24 protein-coding genes and 1 tRNA gene are annotated in these 23816 nt (G+C 69.9%); 13 read left to right on the top strand and 12 right to left on the bottom strand.

The genetic code is table 11. From position 1 onward, the window contains the following. Nucleotides 1–422 precede the first annotated feature (422 nt). Together KBX21_RS19585 and KBX21_RS19580 are read right to left on the bottom strand one after the other, a co-directional pair. Nucleotides 423–1052, bottom strand: coding sequence for a hypothetical protein (locus KBX21_RS19585; protein WP_247666011.1), 630 nt, complete (start codon nt 1050–1052; stop codon nt 423–425). Nucleotides 1053–1514: 462 nt separating this feature from the next. Then, complete coding sequence (locus tag KBX21_RS19580; protein WP_049579973.1) at nt 1515–2039, bottom strand: lytic polysaccharide monooxygenase auxiliary activity family 9 protein; 525 nt, start codon at nt 2037–2039, stop codon at nt 1515–1517. 601 nt (nt 2040–2640) lie between these two features. Between KBX21_RS19580 and KBX21_RS19575 the strand changes: the two genes are divergently transcribed. Further along, nucleotides 2641–3792, top strand: coding sequence for a DUF4037 domain-containing protein (locus KBX21_RS19575; RefSeq protein WP_210842841.1), 1152 nt, complete (start codon nt 2641–2643; stop codon nt 3790–3792). Nucleotides 3793–3925: 133 nt separating this feature from the next. Next, nucleotides 3926–4780, top strand: coding sequence for an oxygenase MpaB family protein (locus tag KBX21_RS19570; protein ID WP_210842839.1), 855 nt, complete (start codon nt 3926–3928; stop codon nt 4778–4780). 22 nt (nt 4781–4802) lie between these two features. Here KBX21_RS19570 and KBX21_RS19565 read toward each other — a convergent pair whose 3' ends face one another. Both KBX21_RS19565 and KBX21_RS19560 read right to left on the bottom strand, forming a co-directional pair. After that, entirely contained in the window at nt 4803–7592 is a 2790-nt protein-coding gene (locus tag KBX21_RS19565) for a tetratricopeptide repeat protein (protein ID WP_247666010.1), read from the bottom strand. Between the two features lie 338 nt (nt 7593–7930). Beyond that, nucleotides 7931–8101 carry a hypothetical protein gene (locus KBX21_RS19560; RefSeq protein ID WP_210842835.1) on the bottom strand — a complete coding sequence of 57 codons (171 nt, stop codon included), beginning with the start codon at nt 8099–8101 and terminating at the stop codon, nt 7931–7933. 1071 nt (nt 8102–9172) lie between these two features. Between KBX21_RS19560 and KBX21_RS19555 the strand changes: the two genes are divergently transcribed. Next, nucleotides 9173–9649, top strand: a complete 477-nt coding sequence (locus KBX21_RS19555) for an NUDIX hydrolase (protein ID WP_210842931.1) — start codon at nt 9173–9175, stop codon at nt 9647–9649. Between the two features lie 343 nt (nt 9650–9992). Here the strand turns inward: KBX21_RS19555 and KBX21_RS19550 are convergent, their stop codons facing one another. Further along, nucleotides 9993–10541, bottom strand: coding sequence for a TIGR03086 family metal-binding protein (locus KBX21_RS19550; RefSeq protein ID WP_210842833.1), 549 nt, complete (start codon nt 10539–10541; stop codon nt 9993–9995). A gap of 399 nt (nt 10542–10940) precedes the next feature. Between KBX21_RS19550 and KBX21_RS19545 the strand changes: the two genes are divergently transcribed. Continuing rightward, entirely contained in the window at nt 10941–11378 is a 438-nt protein-coding gene (locus KBX21_RS19545; RefSeq protein WP_017546658.1) for a hypothetical protein, read from the top strand. Nucleotides 11379–11523: 145 nt separating this feature from the next. Next, on the top strand, nt 11524–12336 hold the full coding sequence (locus KBX21_RS19540) for a DUF2786 domain-containing protein (protein WP_049572860.1): 813 nt from the start codon (nt 11524–11526) through the stop codon (nt 12334–12336). 212 nt (nt 12337–12548) lie between these two features. Here the strand turns inward: KBX21_RS19540 and dnaN are convergent, their stop codons facing one another. Together dnaN and KBX21_RS19530 are read right to left on the bottom strand one after the other, a co-directional pair. Continuing rightward, the gene (gene dnaN, locus KBX21_RS19535; RefSeq protein ID WP_199776584.1) at nt 12549–13670 is read right to left on the bottom strand and encodes a DNA polymerase III subunit beta; all 1122 of its coding nucleotides are present in this window, start codon (nt 13668–13670) and stop codon (nt 12549–12551) included. Between the two features lie 73 nt (nt 13671–13743). Further along, on the bottom strand, nt 13744–14202 hold the full coding sequence (locus tag KBX21_RS19530) for a DUF4442 domain-containing protein (RefSeq protein ID WP_049572865.1): 459 nt from the start codon (nt 14200–14202) through the stop codon (nt 13744–13746). A gap of 127 nt (nt 14203–14329) precedes the next feature. On the opposite strand from KBX21_RS19530, the gene KBX21_RS19525 reads away from it, so the two are divergent. The 5 genes from KBX21_RS19525 to KBX21_RS19505 all read left to right on the top strand — a co-directional run bounded on the left by KBX21_RS19525 (nt 14330) and on the right by KBX21_RS19505 (nt 15604). Continuing rightward, nucleotides 14330–14418 (top strand) — tRNA-Ser (locus KBX21_RS19525). A 182-nt stretch (nt 14419–14600) separates the two neighbouring features. Then, a complete protein-coding gene (locus KBX21_RS19520) occupies nt 14601–14813 on the top strand; it encodes a hypothetical protein (protein WP_049572888.1) in 213 nt (70 codons plus the stop codon). Nucleotides 14814–14869: 56 nt separating this feature from the next. Then, on the top strand, nt 14870–15013 hold the full coding sequence (locus KBX21_RS19515) for a hypothetical protein (RefSeq protein ID WP_210842831.1): 144 nt from the start codon (nt 14870–14872) through the stop codon (nt 15011–15013). A gap of 9 nt (nt 15014–15022) precedes the next feature. Then, complete coding sequence (locus tag KBX21_RS19510; protein ID WP_210842829.1) at nt 15023–15244, top strand: hypothetical protein; 222 nt, start codon at nt 15023–15025, stop codon at nt 15242–15244. Nucleotides 15245–15394: 150 nt separating this feature from the next. Then, nucleotides 15395–15604: a hypothetical protein gene (locus KBX21_RS19505; protein ID WP_110051936.1), complete on the top strand. Its 210-nt coding sequence runs from the start codon at nt 15395–15397 to the stop codon at nt 15602–15604. Between the two features lie 30 nt (nt 15605–15634). Here the strand turns inward: KBX21_RS19505 and KBX21_RS19500 are convergent, their stop codons facing one another. From KBX21_RS19500 to KBX21_RS19490, 3 genes are all read right to left on the bottom strand, one after another. Beyond that, nucleotides 15635–16567, bottom strand: coding sequence for a universal stress protein (locus KBX21_RS19500; RefSeq protein WP_210842827.1), 933 nt, complete (start codon nt 16565–16567; stop codon nt 15635–15637). A gap of 104 nt (nt 16568–16671) precedes the next feature. Then, nucleotides 16672–17589: a universal stress protein gene (locus KBX21_RS19495; protein WP_210842825.1), complete on the bottom strand. Its 918-nt coding sequence runs from the start codon at nt 17587–17589 to the stop codon at nt 16672–16674. A 78-nt stretch (nt 17590–17667) separates the two neighbouring features. Then, the gene (locus KBX21_RS19490; protein WP_210842823.1) at nt 17668–19428 is read right to left on the bottom strand and encodes a MinD/ParA family protein; all 1761 of its coding nucleotides are present in this window, start codon (nt 19426–19428) and stop codon (nt 17668–17670) included. 194 nt (nt 19429–19622) lie between these two features. On the opposite strand from KBX21_RS19490, the gene KBX21_RS19485 reads away from it, so the two are divergent. Next, nucleotides 19623–20597: an NAD(P)H-quinone oxidoreductase gene (locus KBX21_RS19485; protein WP_049572895.1), complete on the top strand. Its 975-nt coding sequence runs from the start codon at nt 19623–19625 to the stop codon at nt 20595–20597. A gap of 33 nt (nt 20598–20630) precedes the next feature. After that, nucleotides 20631–21179: a bacterial proteasome activator family protein gene (locus KBX21_RS19480; protein ID WP_049572898.1), complete on the top strand. Its 549-nt coding sequence runs from the start codon at nt 20631–20633 to the stop codon at nt 21177–21179. 55 nt (nt 21180–21234) lie between these two features. Here KBX21_RS19480 and serS read toward each other — a convergent pair whose 3' ends face one another. Continuing rightward, entirely contained in the window at nt 21235–22515 is a 1281-nt protein-coding gene (serS, locus tag KBX21_RS19475; RefSeq protein WP_049572980.1) for a serine--tRNA ligase, read from the bottom strand. A gap of 149 nt (nt 22516–22664) precedes the next feature. On the opposite strand from serS, the gene KBX21_RS19470 reads away from it, so the two are divergent. Next, entirely contained in the window at nt 22665–22841 is a 177-nt protein-coding gene (locus KBX21_RS19470; RefSeq protein WP_199776578.1) for a hypothetical protein, read from the top strand. 10 nt (nt 22842–22851) lie between these two features. On the opposite strand, the gene pheA is transcribed toward KBX21_RS19470, so the two are convergent. Then, on the bottom strand, nt 22852–23799 hold the full coding sequence (gene pheA, locus KBX21_RS19465; RefSeq protein WP_049572901.1) for a prephenate dehydratase: 948 nt from the start codon (nt 23797–23799) through the stop codon (nt 22852–22854). Nucleotides 23800–23816 lie beyond the last annotated feature (17 nt).

Raw genomic sequence — 23816 nt, 5'->3', positions numbered from 1 at the left:
AGCCAGTGCGGCGCTGACAGAACGAAGCTCTGACCCGCTGGGCACCGCGCACGGATCTATGGGCGGCAGCTCGTTGACGTCGGGGCCGAGCGGGGCCGATGCCGTCGTCGAAGTAACCGCCCAGACGCCTCCGGCCGCAAGGCCGTAGACCGCGAGGGTAGCCGCGACGGTGATCGCGATGATTCGGCCCGTGCGGCGCCGTGGGGTGCCAGGGCCGTTGGCCGGGGACGGGCCACCCGGACCGCGGGGAGGGCCCGTGGGACCCTGGGGTCCCTGGGGTCCCTGGCCGGGGACTCCCGGACCGTGGGTCTGTGGTGGGAACTGCTGTGGTGGGTACTGCTGTGGGGGGTACTGCTGTGGGGGGCCGTTGTACACGGCTGTCCTCCTGGTTCTGTACGACGCCCGTGCGCCTGTCGGAAGAGTCACCCGAAGGCGTCTGCGGCCACGTCGGCGAGGAGGTCCTCCGCCTCGTCCAGATCGATCTCGGTGGAGTCGGAGAGCTGGAACAGGAACTCACTCACCAGGCGGCCCTCGCGCACGACGAGGTTCACCCGCTGGAGGTGTGAGTCCCTCCCTCCACCGATCTGGATGTTGGTGAGGACGAGCGATCCCTCGTCTCCGAACCGCAGCGGCCGATCCCAGGTGTCCGTGACCTCGCCCTGCTGGACGTTCGATGCGTCGCTGGCGCTCTCCACTGTCAATGCGAAGAGCTCGTCGGCATCGGCGGGTACGTCCAGCCCTTGCGGTTCGCGTTCCTCACGCAGGGCGGCGTCACTCGAGGAGAGCGGCACGTGTCGGCTGAGGGAGAGGCGGACGTCGTCATTCTCCGCCATGGTGACGTTCCAGATGCAGCTGTTGGAGTAGGTGCTCGTGGACCAGCGTTCGGCCTCGCCGTCCATCGAAGCGAGGGTCCGGTCACTGACGACCGCGCAGGGGTCGTCGGTCGGCAGTCCGCTCGCGGGACTGATCCGCGCGGAGGAGGCGGTGGTGTCGGAGACCACCCACGTGAAGGAACCCGCTACGGCGAGCGTGACGGCGGCGGTGAGTGCCACCGTGAGTGCGGTCCGGGGGCGGCGCCGGGGTACCGGGGGTTGGCTGGGGAATCCCTGGGGGCCGGGATGCCCGGGAGTGCCCTGGGGAGGCGGCGGCTGCCCCGGCGGCCGGCCCGGTGGGTTCTGGTGGCCGAAGTGGGGCGGGGGCTGCCCCTGGTGCCCCTGATGGCCTGGTTGGGGCGGTGGGAGGGGGTGTCCCATGCGGAGGGTCCGTCCACGAGTACGTGAGTCCTGACCCGTCGAATGTTCTCACGGCGCCACCGGCGAAACCGGGCACGAGCACCGGACAGGCAGAAATCGGCCTACTCCGGCCAACTGGAACACCACAAACGAGGAACCTGTGCCCCCGAAGCCCGGGATCCGGGAACGCGAAAGCCCCGGACCGGGGGCCGGACCGGGGCGGAGCGCCGTGACGCCCGGGGGTCGGGGCGTCACGGCGTACGGAGGTGAACCCGCACGTGCCTAGGCGGCGCCGACGTTGAGGTCGACGCAGACGTAGAAGGCCATCGGGGTGTCGGCCACGTTCCAGCGGGCCAGCACCGTCTGCTCACCGCTGTAGCCCGACAGGTCGACGGTGTGGGAGAAGTTCGCCGGCGGCTGCGCACCGCCGTCGTCGATGCTCTCGATCTGCTGACCGTCGATGAAGTATTCCCACGTGCTGGTCGAGTGCCGGGCGGTGATCGTCCAGTCGAAGGTGACGGAGTCGCCGACCGGGGTGACGTCCCAGCCGTAGTTGTCGTCGTCCAGCTCGGAGAAGGCGGCGTTGCCTCCAGAACAGCTCATCAGACCCTTGGGGCCCTCAACGCTCTGCGGCTCCCACTGGATCGGCCCACAGGAGACCGTTCCGGCGGCGCACTGCGCCTGGCGGCTGGGCGGGTTGTTGATGTAGCCGTGGGCGCTGGCGGTGCCCGCGGGCATCAACGTGAAGGCCAGGGCGGTGGCGGCACCGACGGCCGCGGTCGAGCGGATCTTGCTGCTGATGCTCATGAGGGAGCCCTTCTGCTGGGTCACGACCCTGGGGGGCCGTAGCGGGGTGACCCGGACCGTCTCCGGACCAGGGCGGGTGGAACGCACTCACGGCCGGTTATTTCCGCGAGCCCGAGCGGGGGGTTGCCCGGGGACGTTCCCGTGGGTTTCGGGAACCTCCGTCCACCCAGTACCGAGGACGGTAAAGAGGTTGTCACCCCTCGTCAAGATCCCTGTTACCAGTGGGTGCGGAGTGGCACCCGTACCAGTGGAAGGGCCCAGCGGCGGCGGCACGGGCACTGGTACTGGTGGCCGCGCCGCAGGTCCGGCGGCCCGAACAGGGCCGATGATCATCGCGGCGCGGGACCGGTCTGCCGCTCACGGACTGGACCAAGTGGTCGACCCGAACGTCGTTCCACCAGACCTCACCCGAAGGTGACATTCACCTTCCCCCTTCCGTGCGGACGGCGGGGGCGATTCGTCAGAAAAGCCGTGGACAGGGTCCGTGGTGAGTGGCAGAACGGAGCGCGGACGCCGGGCCGGAGGCCTCGGCGCGCTGTGGCGGCCGAGCCGAGTGCCAGGGCACGGGCCTCGCCCGGCCACGAGAACGGAGTGATCACGGATGACCGACCAGACACCCCCGCCTCCCCCTCCCTCGCCAGCAGGACACGGGGCGCCCCCTCCCCCTGAGGCATCCCCTCCCCCTGAGGCGGACCGTCCGTTCCTGCCCGGGCTGGAGTTGTCGCGCGCCCTCTACGAGGAGGGGGTGGCCCCCCTCCTGCACGGGATCCCCCACGCCGCGGCCCTGGTGGGCGCGGGTTCCGAGGTGCTGGGCCTGGACACCGCCCGCTCCACCGACCACGACTGGGGGCCGCGCCTGCAACTGTTCGTCCCTGACGACCACGAGCGTGTCCGGGCGCTCCTGGAGGAGGGCCTGCCCCGACGGGTGCGCGGTTGGCCCACGCGGTACGAACCGGCACCCGACGACCCCGGGGTGCACCGACTCGCCGACGGCCCCGGCGGGCGGCACCTGGTGAACGTGGTCGAACCCGGCGCCTGGTTCACCGAGTGGCTGGGCTTCGACCCGAACGCCGAGGTGACCACCGCAGACTGGCTGGCGACCCCGACCCAACGGTTGGCGGGGGCTGTCGCCGGTGCCGTGTTCCACGACGGCGTCGGGGAGCTCACCGCCGCGCGCCGGACCCTGCGCTGGTACCCCACCGACGTCTGGCGATACGTACTGGCCTGTCAGTGGCTGCGAATCGCCCAGGAGGAGCCTTTCGTGGGACGATGTGCGGAGACCGGTGACGAACTCGGAGCACGGGTGGTCGCCGCACGTCTGGTTCGCGACCTCATGCGCCTGTGCCTGCTGCTCGCGCGCCGCTACCCGCCCTACTCCAAGTGGTTGGGGTCGGCCTTCTCCGCGCTGCCCGAGGCGGCCGAGGTGGGCCCCGTACTGCGCGGGGTGCTCTCCGCGCCCGACCCTCAGCACGACCTGGCCGAGGCGTGCCGGATGGTCGCGGCCTGGCAGAACCGGACCGGGTTGGCGGAGGAGCTGTCCCCCGAGCCCCGCCCGTTCCACTCGCGGCCGTACCCCGTCCTTGACGCCGCACGCTTCACCAGGGCCCTGCTCGAAGAAGTCAGGGACCCCGCGCTCGTCGGTCTGCCGCCGGTGGGCGCCGTCGACCAGTACGTCGACAGCACCGACGCCCTGGAACGTGTCGGACTGGCTCGAGACGTGTCCCGTGCCGTGGGTCGGCTCGGTTCCGGCTAGGGCCCGACCGGGTGCCCCCTGGCTCCGGAAGGGCGGTACGGAGGGCCGGTCGAGACGAACGCGGAGGAAGCGCCATATACCAGGGTGGGCGCGTCACCTGCGACGAAGCTGGGCGCTGCCCTACGATCCAGGCATGGACCTATCCCACGCCCCGCCTGTTCTCAGGCGGCTCAACACAGAGGCCAGCATCCTCGCCGGAGCCGGTTACGCGATTCTGCTTCAGGTCGCCCACCCGAGCGTCGCCCGAGGAGTGGCCGAGCACAGCGACTTCGCCGCGCGCCCTCTCGACCGGCTGCGCGGCACTCTCTACTACGTCTACGGAACCGCTCTGGGCACGCCGGAGGAGCGCGAACGCGTCCAGGCGATCGTGCGCGCCGTGCACCGCAGGGTTCGCGGGCCGGGTTACGACGCCCTCGACCCCGAACTGCTCATGTGGATCGGCGCGACGCTGTACCACAGCGCGGTGCGCGTGTACGAGATGACCGTCACCGAACTGACCGAGGAGGAACACGCCCAGTTCCTGCGTGAGACCTCGGTGTACGCCACCGCACTCGGCCTGCCCCAGGAATGGTGGCCCCAAAGCCTCGAGGAGTTCTCGGAGTACTGGGAGAACGCCTACGCCCGCCTGGAGGTCGGCCCGGACGCCGTGGGCCTGTCCGAGGGCTTGTTCCGCCCGAACAACCGGCTTCTGTGGCCCATGTGCGAGACACAGCGGTTCCTGAGCGGTGGCCTGTTGGAACCGGAGCTGCGCGAACAGTTCGGAATCCCCTGGTCCGAGGCGCGCCAGCGCCGCTTCGAGCGCCTGATCCGCCTGACCCGCAGGGTGTACCCGCGCCTCCCGAAGGCCGTCCGGAGTCTGCCCTCGACCCTGTACCTGAGGTCGATGAGGAAGAACGGCGGCTGGAAGCCGACGAAGCCGTCGAAGGCGTCGAAGTCCACGAGACCGACGTGCCCGATCGGCCACGGCGGCGAAGGTTCGCGGGACTGAACGGCGACCACGGAAGTGGGGCTCAGAGGTCCTTGAGCGCTTCCCGCGCCTGGTCGACCTCGGGCAGCCCCATCTCCTCGAAGGCGTGGAGGGCGTCGGTGAGCAGCGACCGCGCGCGCTCGGCGTCGACCACCGGCGCGGGCAGCCTCCCGAGCCCCAGTGCGGCCCTGGCCTCGGTGTAGCGCTCGCCGCGCTCACTCGCGTTGACGAGGGCCTGGGTGAGCGTCTCGGCGGCCTCCTCATGACGTGAGGCGGCAGCATAGGTGATTCCCAGGTCCGCGAGGATCTCGGCGGAGCCGTTGTGGCTCTCCCTCGTCTCCGCAAGTTCCAAGGCGTCCTTGTGCGCACGAATCGCCTCGTCCCAGCGACCGGCGACTCGGTAGGCCGTCCCGAAAGAGTTGTGCACGTAGACCTCCTTTCCGCGCAGACCGAGTTCCCGGGTGAGCTCCAACGCGCTGCGCAGGGCCTGCAATGCCCCTTCGACATCGCCCAGACCCGTCCTGGCCTCTCCGATGATCCTCATCGAGTGGGCACGCGCGCCTTTGAGCTCGTCCTTCTCCCCCATGGAGAAGACCTGCTCCCCCATTTCGAGAGCCTTGCTGTGGTCCCCGAGCTCCAGGTAGAGAACTCCGAGATTCCCCCGCTGGAGGGCCTCCAGCCTCTGATCCTTCAGCAGGACGGCCTGCTCGAGGACGCCGTTGAGACACTCCGCGGACTCGTGGATCCGCCCGAGCCGCTCGTACACGAGTCCCAGGTTGGCAAGGGCCCGCACCACTCCCCTGCGGTCGCCGATGCGCGCCAGGACGACATGGGCCTCCTTCAGCAGTTCGAGTGCCGTGTCGAATCTGCTGGTCATGTAGTGGGCGATACCCAGACCGATGAGTGTCACCGCGCTGCCCCGCTGGTTTCCCTGACGCCGACTGATGGCCAGGGCCTTTTCGTGGGAGGAGAGCAGGAGCCCCATCTGGCCTCGAAGGGCGTAGAAGCGCCACACCGCGTCGGCCATGCGCCATGCGTCCTCGCCGTTTCCCTGAGAGGCGTAGAAATCGACGACGTCGGCGATGTTGTCCTGGTGGACCTCGAACCAGGCCTCCGCTTCCGAGCGTTCGGTCATTGTCCAGCGATACCGCGAACCTCCGCCGCCGTCGGACCCGCCGTGCGCTCTGGGTCCCAGAAGGTCCGCGGCCTGTTGGGCTGTGGTCATGAAGTACTCGGCCTGGCGCAGACGCGCGTCGCTCGCCTCGGAGGCGGACAGTTCCTGCTCCGCCCGTTGGCGGGCGAACTCGGCCAGCAGATCGTGGAAGCGGTAGACGTCACCACGTGGCTCTTCGATGAGACAGACACTCACCAATTCCTGGAGCAGGTCGTCGGCGTCCTCGAGCTCGGATCCCAGGAGCGCCGCGGCGCCTTGGAGGTCCAGTGTCCTGCCCACCGCGAGGCCCAGGAAGAGGAAGGCACGTCGCTGGTCGGGTCCCAGGCTCCAGTAGGAGAGCCCTATCGCAGCCTCGACGCTCCGACCGTCGACCTGGAGTTCGCGGAGCATCCGATTCTGGTCGGAGAGCCGACGTGCCACGTGTTCGAAGGTCCAACGGGGTCGACTCAGCATGCGACCGGCGATGACCCTCAGCGCGAGTGGCATGCCGCCACAGGTCCGCACCACCTGGACCGCGTGATCCAGGCTCTTCCTCACCCGCTCCTCGCCCAGCACGAGGGTGAGGAATTCGATGGCCGCCGTCTCCGAGAGCATCGACAGTGGCAGATACCGGGCGCCGTTCAGTCCGGCGAGATCGTTCCGACTGGTGATGAGGACCAGGCAACCCGAGGACGAGGGGAGGAGGGGGCTCACCTGGGCGTAGCTACGCGCGTTGTCCAGGATGAGGAGGAGCCGACGGCTCATGAGCATCGCACGCCACAGGGCGGACCTCTCGTCGAGGCTGTCCGGGACCCGCTCGGGCTTCACCCCCACCGCTCGGAGCAGGCTGCCCAGGGCTTCGAACGCCCCCAGCGGCTCCTTGTTCGCTGTGTATCCATGCAGGTCGATGAAGAGCTGACCATCTGGAAAGCGATCCACCAGGGTGTACCCGGCCCGCACGGCGACAGTGGTCTTACCGCTACCACCGCTGCCTGTCACCGCGCAGACCATGGCCCCCGCGCCACCCTCCCCCGTGAAGTCCCGCAGGTAGTCCAGGACGTCGTCCCTGCCGGAGAGATCGGGTATGTCTCTCGGAAGGTCGTTGCGCACCACGAACTCACCCGGTACGAGCGTGTCACCAGCAGGAGCGTCGCGCTCTGCCCGGCCCCGGCCCGACGGTGTCGTGTTGTCCTCTTCGTCCTGGAGGATCCGTGCGTGCAGGTCCACAAGGTCGGCCCCGGGGCGGACACCCAACTCGTCTGCGAGCCGCAGGCGGAAGTCCTCATAGACACTCAACGCGGTGGCACGCTCCCCGCTGTGCCACAGGGCGGAGATCAGCAAGTGGTGGGACCGCTCTCGCAGAGGCTCCGAACGGACCAGGGGCGTCAGGTAGGAGACCACCTCCGCGAAGCGCTTGACGGAGATGGCGTTCGTCGCCCAGGAGGTCGCCGCGGCCCACCGTTCTTCCAGCAGCGGCTGTACCAGCGTGTAGTAGAGATCATCAGAGCCGACACCCGAGAAGGGGACGCCCCTCCAACAGTCCAGGGCCGCTTGCCACGCCTCGAGACTCTTCTCGGGGGGCAGTGTCTCGGCCTGGTCGCGCAGTGCGCGAAACCGGTGGAGATCCACCTTCTCCGGGGCGATGTCGGCAAGGTAGCCGCCAGGGGTGGTTCTGATCATCCCGGGGAACACACGGCGAAGGTGCGAGACCTGCACCTGGATGACTGATCGTGCTGTACGCGGGGGTCGGTCACTCCACAGGCAGGAGATCAGTTGGTCGACAGTGACCTCTCGCCCGAGATGGACGAGCAGGACTCCCAGCACGCACGACTGGCGAGGCCCGCCAACCGCCACAGGTCGGCCTTCGGACCACGCGGCGATTGGACCAAGCACGCCGAATTCCACAAGGGCCAACCCTACAAGCCTGTGTGGTCATGGCCAGCGCCGTCGAGCACGAGAACGCCCCGAGTATCCCCCTCGAACTCATACTCGGGGCGTTGGCACGACGGCCGGGAAGGCTACTTCCCGTCTTTGTCTCCTTGGCCCTCGCCCTTCTTGTCTTTCTCCTCGGCCGGCTTGGGCTGAGGAGTGGGCTCGCGGTACGGATCCATCTTGTCGCCGCTGACTTCGCGTCGGACACCGCCGACGATCGCGTCGAACTGCTCGTTGACTGTCAGCATCTCGGGCACTCGGACTCCTTTGCGTACGGCACTCGCGTAGAGCCTGAGAGTCGCCCTACGTCGTCTACGAAGCATCAAGGGGAACCCCCTTCCGACGGAGCCGCCATCCGTGGCGCTGCCGCCTCAGCTACGCCACGGATGGCATGTGTCCGACGGACGCCGGACGCACTGGAAGCTGCGAGCCGTCCTCACGCAGCTACCGATCCGACGAACGTGCACCACACTAGAGAGATCCTCTTCCGCTCCGCTTTCAACCGGCTTTCAATCCCGAGCGGAAAACCCAAGGTCACAACGCCGCTACCCGTTGTTCACTTCTCGTGCCGCCGCGAACTCCCCAGCGTCGCCCCACCGCTTCCCGTCACCGCGCGAACACGAATCACCGGATTCTCGACACCCCTTGAAGGCGGGCTGGGAAGTGGAGGCGGCTTTCGGAAATACGAACGGCGGCGGGGAACGGCCCCACACCAAGGGGCACGGTTACCTCTCCTACCCCCACAGGCGCTCCCGCGAACATTTCCGGCCCTTCCTTGGCCCCTCGAACCCTCGGCCGTCACGGTACCGGGCACCGAAATCCTTCCCCGCGCCGGGACGTTCGCACTGTCCTCTTTCGGTCACGTTCAGGCCCGCCCAGGAGGAGATCTCGAGGCGTCGACCCCGGTTCGCGGACCCGTTCCGCCTGCGACGGACGACCTCCGCGCCCGGTCCGACGTCCGTCATCGGCGGTCCTGTCCGGGCAGCTGGAACGTGACGAGGGAGGTGATCGGGGTGACGAGGAGGGTGAGACCGAGCCCTGCCAGGGAAAGGGTGGGATTGGCGTCGGTAAGGGCGACCAGTCCGCGGAAGAGGCACGTGTGGTGAGCATCCGGCGGTGTGGACGCACGGCTGGGAAACCCCGCGGCTCATGGCTGGGCCGCGGGCGTTCACGAGTAGAGGTTCCGGGAGGCTGCGGAAGAGGTCGTGCGCGCCGTAGGTTCAAGAGAGCAGCGGGAATGGTCTCGGTGGACTCCGGTTGTCCACAGCGCCGTGGGCCGCAGGACCCTGATCGTGGGAAACGAGCGACAGCTCTGGTTGGAGGGCTTGATGCAGGAGGTCGACGGGAACGGCTGGGTGGAGCTGGCCGACGGATCCCGCAGGTGGGGGCGGTTCGGCGCCGCCGGACTGCTGTTGTACGCCACCGACGTGACCGGATCCGGCCACGTCCTGCTCCAGCACCGGGCGGGCTGGACGCACATGGGCGGCACCTGGGGGATCCCCGGCGGGGCCCGCAACCGGGACGAGACCCCGCTCGAGGCGGCCGTGCGCGAGTTCTGTGAGGAGGTCTCCGGTGACCTCGGGGAGTACACGGTCCTGGGTCGCCACGAGCAGGACCTGTCCGTGTGGCGCTACGACACGTTCCTGCTGCGGGTACCGGCCCTCACCCCGTTCCGGCCGGGGAACTCGGAGAGCAAGGAGATCCGGTGGGTCCAGGTGGACGCCGCCGAAAACCTCCCGCTGCTGCCCGCCTTCCGTTCCGCCTGGCCGCACCTGAGCGCCGATCTGCGCTCGGCGACGGCGTAGGCGCAGGGCCGGGGGTGTCCTGGGCTTCCCCGGCCGTCCTGCGGGCGGTCACCGCTTCGGAGGCTCCGACGCGCGACGGCGTGGCGCGGCCAGCACCGCCCGTTCCGTCTCCGCCCTGGGCGGAGGTCCCTCCCCGCCGGGCGGATAAGGGTGCGGGAGGGTGCCAGAGGTGCCCACGCCCACACCCACGCACGCCACTCCCAGTCGTCGCACCGATCGACCGCCGGACGAGCCCGGAGACGGCGGTGTTGCCCGACACCCCACGCAGGAGACCACGTTCGTGCCGACACCCCGAACGGGACCGGGGAGTCCGGCCTGCCCCGGGGCCCCTCCACTGAACCGGCTACACGCCCCGGCCCATCCTCGCGAGGACGCGCTCCTGCCGAGAGGCCCCGGGCGGCGCCTCGGGGCCCCGCACGAACACCCCCTCCATGTACGCGTGCTCGCCGAAGGTCTCCAGAGCCGCCTCCAGACGGTCGACCTCCGCCTCGGTGAGCTCGGTGTCGCCGCCGACGGCCCGGGCGACGTCCCAACGGTGGGCGATCATGTCGAACACGTAGTAGGTGTCGAGGGTCCGGGCGACGGTGGTCGTGCCGAACATGCCTTCGTAGGACCTCTCCGTGACCTCGGGATCAGAGAGCAGGTCGAGCATCACCCTCTCGTGGACGGTCCAGGCCTCGGCCGGATCGTCGTCCACGTCGGGGACGTCCGGGAGCGCGACCCCAACGCCCTCGAGGAACGACCTCTGGGTTCCGATCAGGTGGCGTACGACGTCGGCGGCGGACCACCCCTCGCAGGGCGAGGGGTCGGACCAGCGGTCGCCGCGCACGGTGCGCAGGAGCTCACCGAGGGGCCGGGCCGCGGCACGGTAGTTCTCATGGACGGTCGACATGGACCCATCCTCCCTCCGACGACCGACCCGGGTCCTGAGGAGTGCCCGACGAGCGGGGGCGTGTCCTTCGAGTCGTTCGAGGACGCGACGCTCCGAGGACTCCCAGAGCCCGCCGCGCACCCGTGCGAACACTGACACCCCAGGTCGGGGCAGTGAGGAGCGCGATCCCCGTGAGGCGGGCACTTCCGGGCCCCGTCGATCGTTGGACTCGGCAGAGGCGGCGACCACACGGTTCTGGGATGATTCGTCTCGGCTTCCCCCGCGTGCCAGGTGCCAGAACACCGTCTCGGGGGTAAGTCAGGGACGGGCCCTGATGTGCTTGACCGCCCCGACCCCGCATGCTGGAGGGGACGGCCCTGCGAAGAGTGGGCGCCACGCGATTCGACTGGAGCTGTGAACATGACGCTGGAGCGCGGTAACGCATTCACTCCCGTCGCCTCGGCGACGATGATCTGGCCGTGGGGGGCGTCCGTTGTCGGCGGCACCGTGGCCGGTGCCCTCTCCTTCCTCGCCAACTTCGGACTGGCCGGCATCCCGGCCGCCGTGACCACCGGAATCTTCTTCTTCGCCCTGATTGGCGGGGTCGGCGGCGTGCTGAGCAAGAAGGGCGACCGCCGCGGCCGCCGCTGGGCCGCCGCCTACCCGTTCCGCTACGCGAGCGCACCGGCGATCCTCGGCGGTGGCGCCACCGCCGTGGTGAGCTACATCGTGTCCGTGATCACCGACTTCGCCATCATCGGCGGCCTGTTCGGCGGTCTCTGGGCGGGACTCGGTGTGGGGCTGGCCCTGTGGCTCATCATCGGCGTCGTGGCCATGGTCGCGGGCGACAAGAAGTAGGCGCCCACCGGGGTGGTTCGGCGCCGCCGTGATGGTGGAGGGGAACAGAAGGGCCTAGGCTCGAGTTTTCCGCCAAGGAGCGGATGGACCACACCTCACCTACGGGAGACAACCGGCGCCGATGACTGAAGCTGCTCGTCAGAAGATGGTCGAGCGGGTCCGCGGGCTCCTTCGCATGGCGGAGGACCCCGCGGTCACTGATGCCGAGAGCCAGGCGTTCACCGCCAAGGCCGCCGAGCTGATGACCCGCCACGCGATCGCCGAGGCCGAGGCCCGCGCCGAGAGGGGCGAGGAACCGGACGCGATCAGCCGCATGGACTACACCGTCCCGGGGGTGGGGGGTCACGGCAAGGCCCGGGTCAGAGCCCTCGCCGACATCGCCGCCGCCTACGGGTGCCAGTCTGCGGTGCGCGGGAACAACTCCGAGAACACCGAACGGACCATCATCCTGGTGGGGACGGTCAGCGCCCTGGACGCGCTGCGGATGCTGATGCCGTCGATCTCCATGCAGATGGAGGCCTCGGCCAGGTTCATGAGTTCCTCGCACGTGGCCGACATCCGGGAACTGCGCAACTACACCCGCTCCGAACTGGAGACCGAGCGCAAGCGCTACTACCGGTCGTTCGTACGCGCCTACGGCCGGGCGGTGGCCGAACGCATTCGCGAGTTCCGGGCGCGACTCCAGGAAATGGCCGAGCACGACGGAGAACCAGGCGTCACTGAGGGTGACGGCGAGAACGGTTCGGTCCGTGGTGCGGAGTTGGTTCTGCGGGACGACGTGAACCGGGTGAACGAAGAGTTCCACAAGCAATTCCCACAGTTGCGTAAACACCGCCCCGAGCGCACCCACAGCGCCGCCGGATACCGCGCCGGCTACCGGCGCGGACGCCAGGCGGAGCTGGGTCTGGACACCCCGGTGACCAGCGGACGGTCATCCTCTCTGGCCGAGGGCGAATAGCTCCTCACCCCGAGTTATCCACAGGGTGTGCAGAGAATCCACAGGCTCACCGTTTTCCCATGTCACATAGGAAATACGAGCCGATTCGAGAGGCCGTTCGGGCCCCGATGGAGGCCGATCACCCGGGGTTATCCACAGGCTGGGGAAGCAGCCTGTGGATAACCTGTGGACAGTCCTGTGGAGAACTTTCCCAAGAACATCAAAACCCCTGGTCAACTAACCCGAAGCGGTTGTACCAGGTAGCGGAAGGCGGGGCTGTCGCCCTCCTTGGCCGGAACATCCGTGAACACCGCGGGTTTGGTCGGCTCGGTGAGGTGCAGGTGGGCGGTGTCGGTCTCCACCCCGTTGAGCCCGTCCGTCAGGTAGTCGGGCCGGAAGGCGAGCCGGATCGGGTCCCCCTCGAAGCCGACCTCCAGGGCCTCCACGGCCTGGGCGTCGTCACCCGAACCCGCCTCCAACACCACCTCACCCTCCGTGAAGGCGAGCCGCAGGGGCGTGTTTCGGTCCGCCACCAACGCGACCCGCTTGACCGCTTCCAACAGCGGCGCGACGGGCACCTCGGCCCGTGCGGAGAAGTCTGTGGGGAACCAGGAGGCGTACTTGACGAAGTCGCTGTCGATCAGCCGGGTGGTGGTCCGGCGCTCACCGTTCTCGAACCCGACCATGCCCTCGGCGGGACCGGCCCCGGTGGACAGAGCGACGTCCACGTTGCTCCGGTTGATCAGACCCCGAACCGTGTTGGCCAGGGTGCGCGCGGGCACCAGGGCGGCGGCGTCGATCCCGGCGTTCTCCGGCCGCCACCAGAGTTCACGCACCGCGATGCGGTAGCGGTCGGTGGCCACGACACTCAGCTGGTCGCCGGTGAAGTCGAGGTAGGCGCCGGTGAGCATCGGCAGGGTGTCGTCCCGGCTGGCCGCCGGGGTCACCTGGCGCACCGCCGCAGTGAAAGCGTCGGCGGGCACGGAGCCGATCCACCCGGGCATCCCGGGCAGGCTCGGGTAGTCCTCCAGCGGCATGGTGATCAGGGTGAACCTGGCCGCACCGGCGCTGACCAAAAGCCTGGCACCGTCGGTCTCGAGGCGCACCGTGCCCGAGGGCAGGTTGTTGACGATCTCGGCCAACAGTCTCCCGGGCACCAACGCGGCGCCGGTCTCCTCCGAGAGGACCTCCACGGAGGCCCGGGTGGAGACCTCGTAGTCGAAGCCGGACATGTGCAGGGCGCCGCCGTCCGGCGCGACCTCCAGCCGCATCCCGGCGAGCACGGGGACCGCGTGCCGGGTCGGCAGGGCCCTGGCGGTCCACGCGACCGCCTCCGCGAACGCGTCGCGGTCCACACGTACTCTCACTGCGCCTCCCGGTCGTTGCTTGCGGTCAACGTAACCAGCGGCACCGACAATCGACGGGTGGCTACTTCCGGTTCGGACGCAGGGTCCACACCACGGTCATCCGGCCCGTGACGGTGCCGTCGTCCGTGCGCAGCTCGATCTCCACCGGGAACTCGGGACGCTTGCCCTCGTCCAGTTCGGCGAGGACCTCGTCCCGCGAGCGGCCCAGCGTGGCCTCGGCGGTCACGTCGCCCATGGCGAGCTTGAGGTAGCGGATCTCGGCGCTGACGGCCAGCGGGACCGCGCGCTCCAGCTGGTCGCCGAAGGTGCCGATCACGATGGCGCCCGAGGCGGACTCTGCCAGCGTGAACATGGCGCCCGCGTGCGGGCCGCCCACGTGGTTGTGGTGGTCGGCGTTGTCGGGCAGCCGCATGGTGGCGCGCCCGTGGTCGAGGTCGCTGAAGGTCACACCCAGCGTGCGCGCGAAGGGAACCGAGGCCAGGAACCCGGACTTGACCATCTCCGCCGTCTCGGCGTCCATTTTCTGCATACCCCCAAGGTTACTCACGAGTAACCCGAGAGCGCCACCCCCATCCAAGCCCGAATACTCCCGCGAAGCCGTCCCCGCCGTGGGCTACCATGTCTGGCGGAGAGGACTCCTCTCCCAAGGAGGGTTCGCATAGCGGCCGAGTGCAGTGCTCTTGAAAAGCACCAAGTCCTTGACGGGGCTTCATGGGTTCAAATCCCATACCCTCCGCAGAAGAGAAGGCCGGTGAGCCGGGTCCGCGCGGGACCCGGGCCACCGGCCTTCGTCGTTCCAAGTTCCAGAGCCCCAGGTGCTCAGCTGGTCAGACCTGCCGCCGACCTGGGCCGCGTTTGACCGGTTCCGGGCGCGGTAAACCCTGAGTAGCGGCCGCCCCCCGATCCCCAAGGACACAGATGACCTACCTCCCCCGCTGGCTCACCTCGCCGGGAGCTTCGATGGTGCTTCTCGTGGCGGTGGCTGTCACCATCGGCGTCCTGATCGGCTGGATGTTCGCCCCACCACCGTGGGTCGTTGGAACGATCGTCGGCCTCGTGTGCGGTATCGGCGCTCCCCTGGTCGTCAAGAGAGCGATAGCCCCGGAAGCGCGAGAGACTGACGAACGATGACGGGAGGGCCTCGGGAAGACCTGCCGAGGCGGACGGCTGTCAGCGCGGTCCTTGTCATGGTGAGTATGCTTCTGACCGGCTACTCCGCCCACCTGAACGCCAACAACTGGCTGCTCCTGGCGTGCTCCGTGGTCTTCCTGGCCTCCACCGGGGTGCTCATCACATGGATCGTCCGAGGCCGAACCGTGGACCCTGGTTAGGAGTCAGCCGTGCTCAGACAGATCAAGCGCCCCCTGGTTTGGCTCAGTCTTCTTGCCGGTGCGCTCTTCGGCGCGGAGTCGATCCTGCACTTCGTGAGCGCTGGGACGACGCCTTGGCTGGCTCTCCTCGCCTCGCTGTGCTTCACGGTGACGGGCGTCGGCTACATGCACCGTTTCCGGCATGACGACCCTTCGAAGACTTCTCGAACAGGCTCGCACCGGAAGGCCTGAGGGAAGCGAGCGATCGCGCACCCGGTGGTCGCGGCTGGGACCTGTCGCTTTGTCGACAGATCGCCACCGGGGGTTTGGGGCGGCTCTGGTTCGGTATGCCGGAGAGTGACCGGTTCGACACTGGTCCGCAGCCATCCACGGAAGTTCGAGGTGAGGACGATCGGAAAAGCCCCCTGGAGACAGAAGGTCCTGTGGATCACCCTCGGGATCGTCTTCGCGGCCGGTGCCCTGGCGGTGCTGGTCCCCACCCTCGGAGGGTCGTGGACCGTCTACTTCTTCGTCCTGGCGCCGTTCGTGGTGAGCGGTGTCTGGGTCCTGGCCAGCGGCGGATCCCGCAGCAGGTCGGAGTTGGGGAGCTAGCACTGGGGCGGCCCTCGGGCCGCCCCTTCGCTAGTTCTCCTCGTCGGCGTGCTTGGGCAGCACCACCACGGGAATCTTCGCGTGGTGCAGCACGCCCTGGCTCACCGAGCCCAGGAGCAGACCTCGGATGGTGCCCCGGCCACGGGACCCCACGACGATGGCGTCGGCGCCCTCGGCGGCCTCCAGGATCGCGTCGACGGGCCCTGACTGGGTCCGCACCACGGTGACCTCGATGTTCACGTCCTCGCGCTGCTCGTCCATGGCCTCGGCCAGCAACTCGGCGACGAGCTCCTCGGACTGCCGCTCGAAGATGTTCTCCTGCGGCTGGTGGCCCGCCGCCGTCATCGCGATCGGGTCGTACGGGTAGGGGACCTCCCAGCTGTTGACCACGACCAGCTCACCGTCGGTCTCGGCCGCCAGGTTCACGGCGAGTCCGAGGGCGCGCCGGGAGGGGTTCGACCCGTCGACGCCCACGACGATCCGGTCCAGCTTCGTGGTCGCGGGCTTCCCCTTGGCGCCGGTGGGGACCACCACGACGGGGCACGGGGCCTGCGCGGACACCCGGACGCTGACGGAACCCACAAACATCGAGGCGAAGGCCCCGAGGCCGCGGGTACCCAGCACGATGAGGTCGTGCGGGTGGCTGTCCCGGATCAACGCCAGCGGCGGCTCCTCCAGAGCCGTGAAAGTCTCCACCCTGACGGACGGGTGTTCCTTACGGACCAGTTCGATGGCCTCGGAGAGGATCGTGGTGGCCTGCCCCGAGATCTCGTCGGAGGGCTCGAAGCGGGTCGGTCCCCCGTAGGCGGACACGATCAGCGGCATCCCGAGTGCGTACACGACGTGCAGCTCGACATCCCGGCGCGCGGCCTCGGCGGCCGCCCATTCGAGGGCCGCCCGCGAGTGGTCCGATCCGTCCGCGCCCACGACCACCCGGCTGGGACGTTGTCGTTCGCCTGACATGGTTCCCCCTTGAGACGAGTTTCCCTCTACCCATCATCATCACCGAGTCCAGCACGAACACACGTGAACGGCACAGGGAAAACGGACCCGTGTGTGAGGGACCTTCAGTCCTCCTCGTCGGAGTGCGGCGGCAGCACCGCCACGGGGCCGCGCGCCCGGCTCAGCACCCCCTGGCTGGTGGAGCCCATGACCAGGCCCCGCACACCTCCGCGCCCGCGGGAGCCCACCACGATGAGGTCGGCCTGCCCACCGGCTTCGAGGAGGGCCTCCACCGGGTCGGCCTGCATCCGCACGGCGCTGATCTCCACTGCCTGGGTCCGGTCGTCGATCACCTCCGCCAGCACCCCGGCGACCACCTCCTCGGACTGGCGGTCGAACATCTCCTCGTGGAGGGACTGGGTGTCGGCCGAGAGAGAGTCCGGATCCTCCGGGAGCGGCACCTCCCAGCTGTTGACCACCACGACCTCGGCGCCGGTGGCCAGCGCGTGCTCCAGGGCGAAACGCAGCGCCCGGCGTGAGGACTCCGAGCCGTCCACCCCCACCACCACCGTGTTCCGCGGGCGCTCCGGGGCCGGTTCGGGGACGACCACCACCGGGCAGGGGGCGTGGGAGGAGGTGCGCAGGCTCACCGAGCCGAGCATGATCGCCCGGACCGCGCCCAGCCCTCGGGAACCGACGACGATGACGTCACCGTGCCGGGCCTCGTTGAGCAGGACCGCCGGGGCCTCCTCCGGCGCGAGCACGGTGGCCACGTCCAGGTCGGGGCGGGCGCTCCGGACGTACTCGGCGCTCTCGGCGAGCAGCGCGTGCCCGGCCTCCCGAGCCGCCTCCCCGGCCTGGTAGCGCTCCGGCGCGGAGTCGGCGAAGGTCCCCGTCACCGTCGGCAGGCCGAGCCCGTGCACGATCCTGATCTGTCGCCCGTACCTGGCGGCGGTGTCGGTCGCCCAGGCCAGCGCGGCGCGGGCGGTGGGTGAGCCGTCCACCCCCGCAATGACCGCTGGCGGGCGTTCCTCTGTGTTCATGTCCACCTCTTCCCCTCACTGTTCATTGTCGGGACCGTTCGGCGGGAAACCCGCGAGGGAGGGCCCGCGCGTCTTCCGTCAGCGCGCGAAGGCCTCCCCCACGCTCGCGGCCAGTTGCAGGTACGCGTCCTTGGTCGCGGGGGCGAGCTGTTCCAGGTCGACCTCGGCTCCCTCTTCCAGGTGTCCGTCCCAGGGCACGCGTACGACGGAGCGGCAGCGTCCCGCGAAGTGGTCCTCCAGCCGGTTGAGGTCCACGCTGCTCTTGCTGTTGGAGCGGACCATGGACAGCACGACGGCGGCGCCGCGTACGAGGTCTCCGTGGCCGTGCGCGTCCAGCCAGTCGAGGGTGGCGCTGGCGCTGCGCGCGCCGTCCACGGAGGCCGAGCTCACCAGCACCACCTGGTCGGCCAGGCCGAGCACCCCGCGCATGGCGGCGTGCAGGAGTCCGGTGCCGCAGTCGGTGATGCAGATGGAGTAGAAGTGCTCGACGATCCGGGCCACCTCGCGGTAGTCGGCGTCGCTGAACGCCTCGGAGACCGCCGGGTCGCGGTCGGAGGCGAGGATCTCCAGTCGGCTGGGCGCCTGGGAGGTGAAGCCCCGGATGTCGGCGTAGCGCGACACCAGGTGGCGTTCGTTGAGCAGGTCCCGGATGGTGGCCGCGGTCTCCAGGCGCACCTTGTCCGAGAGCGTGCCGCGGTCGGGGTTGGCGTCCACGGCGAGCACCCGGTCCCCGCGCAGGGAGGCCAGGGTGGCGCCCAGGGCGACCGTGGTGGTGGTCTTGCCGACCCCGCCCTTGAGGCTGAGGACCGCCACCCTGTGGTGCCCGGACGCGACCGGGGTGCAGGCGCGGGCGACCAGCTCGCGTTCACGCAGCACCTTGGGCGACTCCCCCGGGTTGATCAGGCCGAGGCTGGCGTTGTGCACGGCCTTGCGCCAGCCGCTGCTGGGGCCGTAGCGCCGGTTGCGGACGAGGGTGGCCGCGCTGAGGGAGTCGGAGGTCTCCCCCTGGTCGGTGTGGGGCGCGAGCGGTCGGGCCGGTGCCTGGCTCCCGCTCCAGGGGTTGGGGCCGGGCCCGAGCCCGCTCCCGGGGCCGGTGTCCCGGGGTCCGGTCAGGGACGCCGGCGGCGCGGGACGGTCCGGCAGCGGCTCCGCGCGTTCCACGGAGGCCGCACCGAGCCCGGGCAGGCCCCAGGGGTTCTGCATGCCCGCGTTCTCCGTGCGACCCGCACCAGCGAACCCGGGGTCCTCCGCGGCACCAAGCGGCGAGGGCGGTTGGGGAGCGGGCCCGGCGGCCCAGGGTGACGGACCCGGGCGCTCCTGTTCCGGGGGTTCGGGGCGCTCGGCCTCCAGCGGCGGCAGCTGTTCGGGCTCGGGGACGTCGGAGTCGCCGGGCGTCCTGCGCGGGGCCAGCGGGTCCCTCTCCTCCCCCGCCGGACCTCCGAGGCGCTGGGGCCGCTGCGGACGGCGCTCCTCCTGCCACGGGCCCGAAGGCGGCCGGTTTCGGGCGCCGGGCAGCAGCCGGACCGTGTTGCTCGGCAGCTCCTCGGGCTCGTCCGGGGTGTCGTTCCCTCCCTCTTCCGGCGCGGGTGCCCGGAAGGCGGTGCCGGGGGTCGGGGGCGGGGTGTCCTCGGGCAGGCGCGCGTACGGCGGCGGAGGTGGGGCCGCGCCCTCGAACCCGCCGAACCACTGTTCCCTGGGGGTGGGTGCGGACGGACCCGGCGCGCCCTCGACCTCCTCCGCGAAGTCAGCCGCGTCGTCGTCCGTCCGGCGCCGGATCGACTCCGTGCGCTCGTGCGACTCCGGCTCGGCTCCTGACCCGTTCTGTTCCTGCTGTGCCACCGGGGCTCTCCTGCGTCGAGGGGGTGTGCTGTGGAGGAAGGGCCCTGTCGGGGTTGCCGGGGTGGGCCCTCGGGGTTCTCATACCCGCGCTGAACAAGAAAAGCATCCTCCTCGACGCCCTGAACAGAGTGATCCCGCTTCTCAGCGCGGAACCCTCCTCCCCTTCGGTCCCGTCTCTGGGTACTGTCGGCCCCATGCACGCGATCACAATCACCGAACCCGGCGGCCCCGACGTCCTGGCCTGGTCCGAGGTCCCCGATCCCGTCGTCCGGGAGGGCGAGGTCCTGGTGGACGTGGCGGCCACCGCGGTCAACCGGGCCGACGTCGCCCAACGCCAGGGCGTCTACCCTCCGCCTCCCGGCGGCTCCGAGTACCCGGGCCTGGAGTGCTCGGGCACGATCGCCGAACTCGGCCCCGGCACGGACGGCACCGGCTGGTCCGTCGGCGACCGGGTGTGCGCCCTGCTGACGGGCGGCGGGTACGCCGAGAGGGTCGCCGTCCCGGTCGGCCAGCTCCTGCCGGTGCCACGCGGAGTGAGTCTGACCGACGCGGCGGCGCTGCCCGAGGTGGCCTGCACCGTGTGGTCCAACCTCGTGATGGTGGGCGGGTTGCGTGCCGGGCAGACCGTCCTCGTCCACGGCGGCGGCAGCGGGATCGGCACGTTCGCCGTCCAGTTCGCGAAGGCGCTGGGCGCCCGTGTGGCGGTCACTGCGGGCAGCGAGGAGAAGCTGGAGCGCTGCCGTGAACTGGGCGCCGAGATCACCGTGAACTACCGCACCGGGAACTTCACCGAGGTCCTGCGGGCCGAGGGCGGCGCGGACCTCATCCTCGACATCATGGGCGGTTCCTACCTGGACGCGAACCTGCGCTCACTGGCCACCAACGGACGCCTCGTGATCATCGGGCTGATGGGCGGGGGCACCTCCGAGATCGACCTCGGCCGCATGCTGGTCAAACGCCTCTCCGTGCAGGCCACCACCCTTCGCTCCCGGCCTCCCGAGGAGAAGGCGGCCATCGTCGCGGGAGTACTGGAGGAGGTTTGGCCGTTGATAGAGGAAGGAACCATCCGCCCCGTCGTGGACCGCGAACTGTCGATCGAGGACGCGGCGGAGGCCCACCGCGTGTTGGAATCGAGCGCGCACACAGGCAAGATCCTTCTCACCCGTTGACAGCGTGCCGGACACAGCCGAACTAGGGGATCGATGAGCAACGCAGACGACCAGAAGGAACCGCAGGTCCTGGTGGTCGGAACCGACGACAGCCACGGGAACGGAGACGGGGACGACTCCGGGGAACCCCGCACCCTCGCGGACATGGTGGAGCAGCCCGCCAAGGTGATGCGGATCGGCAGCATGATCCGTCAGCTCCTCGACGAGGTGAAGGCGGCCCCGCTGGACGAGGCCAGCCGCACCCGGCTGAAGGAGATCCACACCTCCTCGATCAAGGAGCTGGAGGACGGGCTCGCGCCCGAACTCATCGAGGAGCTGGAACGCCTGACCCTGCCGTTCGCCGAGGGGTCGGCGCCCAGCGACGCCGAGCTGAGGATCGCCCAGGCGCAGCTGGTGGGCTGGTTGGAGGGTCTGTTCCACGGCATCCAGACCACCCTGTTCGCCCAGCAGATGGCGGCCCGGGCGCAGCTGGAGAACATGCGCAAGGCGCTCCCGCCGGGGGTGTCCGGGCTCCAGGCCCAGGGCCCCGGCGCGGAGTCGCAGGAGGACCACCCGCACATGGGGTCCGGCCCCTACCTGTAGGACCGCGCACGACGGAGCCCGCCCCTCACGTGAGGGGCGGGCTCCGTCGTCGTGCCTACTTCTTGCCCTTGGCGGCCTGGACGGGTTCGAGTACGTCCTTGCCCAGGTAGGGGCGCAGGGCCTCGGGGACCACCACGGAACCGTCCGCGCGCTGGTGGTTCTCCAGGATCGCGACGATCCACCGCGTGGTGGCCAGCGTGCCGTTCAGGGTGGCGGCGAAGCGGGGCTTGCCGTCCTCGTCCCGGTAGCGCACGTTGAGGCGTCGGGCCTGGAACTCGGTGCAGTTCGAGGTGGAGGTCAGCTCGCGGTAGGTCTCCTGAGTCGGGACCCACGCCTCGCAGTCGTACTTGCGGGCGGCGCTGGTGCCCAGGTCGCCCCCGGCGATGTCCACCACGCGGTAGGGCAGTTCGAGCTTGTCCAGCATCTCCCGCTCCCAGGCGAGGAGCCGCTTGTGCTCCTCGTGCGCCTGCTCCGGGCGGGTGTAGACGAACATCTCCACCTTGTTGAACTGGTGGACGCGGATGATGCCCCGGGTGTCCTTGCCGTAGGAACCGGCCTCGCGGCGGAAGCAGGACGACCAGCCCACGTACCGGTTGGGCAGCGCGTCGGCGGGCAGGATCTCGCCGCCGTGGTACCCGGCCAGCGCCACCTCGGAGGTGCCCACGAGGTAGAGGTCGTCGGCGGGCAGGTTGTAGACCTCGTCGGAGTGCTCGCCGAGGAACCCGGTGCCCTCCATGGTCTCGGGCTTGACCAGCACCGGCGGGATCATCGCGGTGAAGCCGGCCTCGATGGCCTGGTTCATCGCCATGTTGAGCAGCGCCAGCTCCAGCTGGGCGCCCACACCGGTGAGGAAGTAGAAGCGGGCACCGGAGACCTTGGCGCCGCGCTCCATGTCGATGGCGCCGAGCATCTCGCCCAGCTCCAGGTGGTCGCGCGGGGTGAAGTCGAACTCGCGGGGCTCGCCCGCGGTCTCCAGCACCACGAAGTCGTCCACGCCACCCTCGGGGGCGCCCTCCTCGACGAGGTTGGGGACGCGCGCCAGCACGGCGTCGAGCTCGTCTCCGAGCCGTCCCGCCTCGGCCTCGGCCTCCTTGACCTCGGCCGAGAGGGCCTTGGCCCGGGTCAGCAGCTCCTCGCGCTCCTCCGGAGAGGCCTTCGAGACGGACTTGCCCACACTCTTCTGCTCGGCGCGCAGGGTCTCGAACCGGGTCAGCGCGGAGCGCCGACTGGAGTCCAGTTCGAGCAGCCGGTCGGCCACGGCGGGGTCCTCACCGCGGGCCCGCTGCGATGCACGGAGTCGTTCGGGGTCTTCTCGAAGAGCGCGAAGGTCGATCACGTCTTGCAGGTTACCGCCCACCCCACCCGCGCCCCACATCTTTTGCCGACACTCACGTCATGAACCGTCCCCGCCCCCGTATCTCCAACGAAGGACCGAACGGGGAGCGTAAGCCCCCGGGCGGCACCGACGACGATGGGGGGAAAGTCGTGAAACCGCTGGGTGAGATGACCACCGAGGAACTCTCCGGTGCCCTGGAGGCCCTGGACGACGCGCGCCCGGAGGACACGGCGCTGAGGCTGGCGCTGTACCTGGAGCTGCGCCGGGCGGCTACGGAGGAGTGGCCCTCCGAGGAGGGCGCGACCGCGCCCGTCGAGGCCACCTGACGGGTTCGGCTCAGCCTGTCTCGCCCGCCCGCACGCGGGTGAGCCAGAGTTCGGCCTCAGCGAAGTCCGCGTCGGTGGCCGGTCGGGGGAGCATCGCCGGGGTGATCTCGGTGTCCCGGTCACCGCGCGGGTAGCTGCCGAGGAAGCGCACGTCCCGGCAGACGCGGCGGATGCCCATGAGGGCCTCGCCGACGCGCGCCTCGGCGACGTGTCCCTCGGCGTCGATGCAGAAGCAGTAGCTGCCGAGGCCGTCGCCGGTGGGGCGCGACTCCAGGCGGGTGAGGTTCACACCGCGCACGGCGAACTGATTGAGCACCTCGATGAGCGCACCGGGGTGGTCATCGGCGATGAAGGCCACCAGGGAGGTCCGGTCGGCGCCGGTGGGCTCGGGAAGGGCCCCCGCGCGGGACAGGTAGATGAAGCGCGTGGCGGCGTCGGGACGGTCGCCCACCCCGGTGGCCAGTGCCTTCAGCCCGTAGCGCTCACCCGCGATGACCGCGCAGATCGCGGCGTCGTAGGGCGCTCCCGGCTCGGACACGGCGCGCGCGGCGGCGGCTGTGGAGGACACGGTGTGGGTGTCGGCCTCGGGCAGGTTGCGGGCGAGCCAGCCACGGCACTGGGCGAGGGCGTGCGGGTGGGTGGCCACCCGTTTGACGTCCTCCAGCACGGTTCCGGGCCGGACGAAGAGAGCGAACTCGACCGGGACGGCGGTCTCCCCGGTGATGAGCAGGGGCTCGCCGCCGATGAGTTCGGCGATGGTGGCGGTGACCCCGCCCTCCACCGAGTTCTCCAGCGGGACGACCCCGCCGTCCACGACCCCGGCTCGGACCGCGTCGAAGACCGCCGCCACACCGTCGCACGGCACGCGCGCTTCTTCGGTCGCTAGCGGACGCAGATCGCGCAGGGCGGCTTCGGTGAAGGTGCCCTCGGGGCCGAGGTAGGCGTAACGGTTGGGCATGCTGTTCAGGCTATACG

This window comes from Nocardiopsis sp. B62, from assembly GCF_018070675.1.
Taxonomy (GTDB): Bacteria; Actinomycetota; Actinomycetes; order Streptosporangiales; family Streptosporangiaceae; genus Nocardiopsis; species Nocardiopsis prasina.
This window is presented reverse-complemented; position numbering and strand designations above follow the sequence as displayed.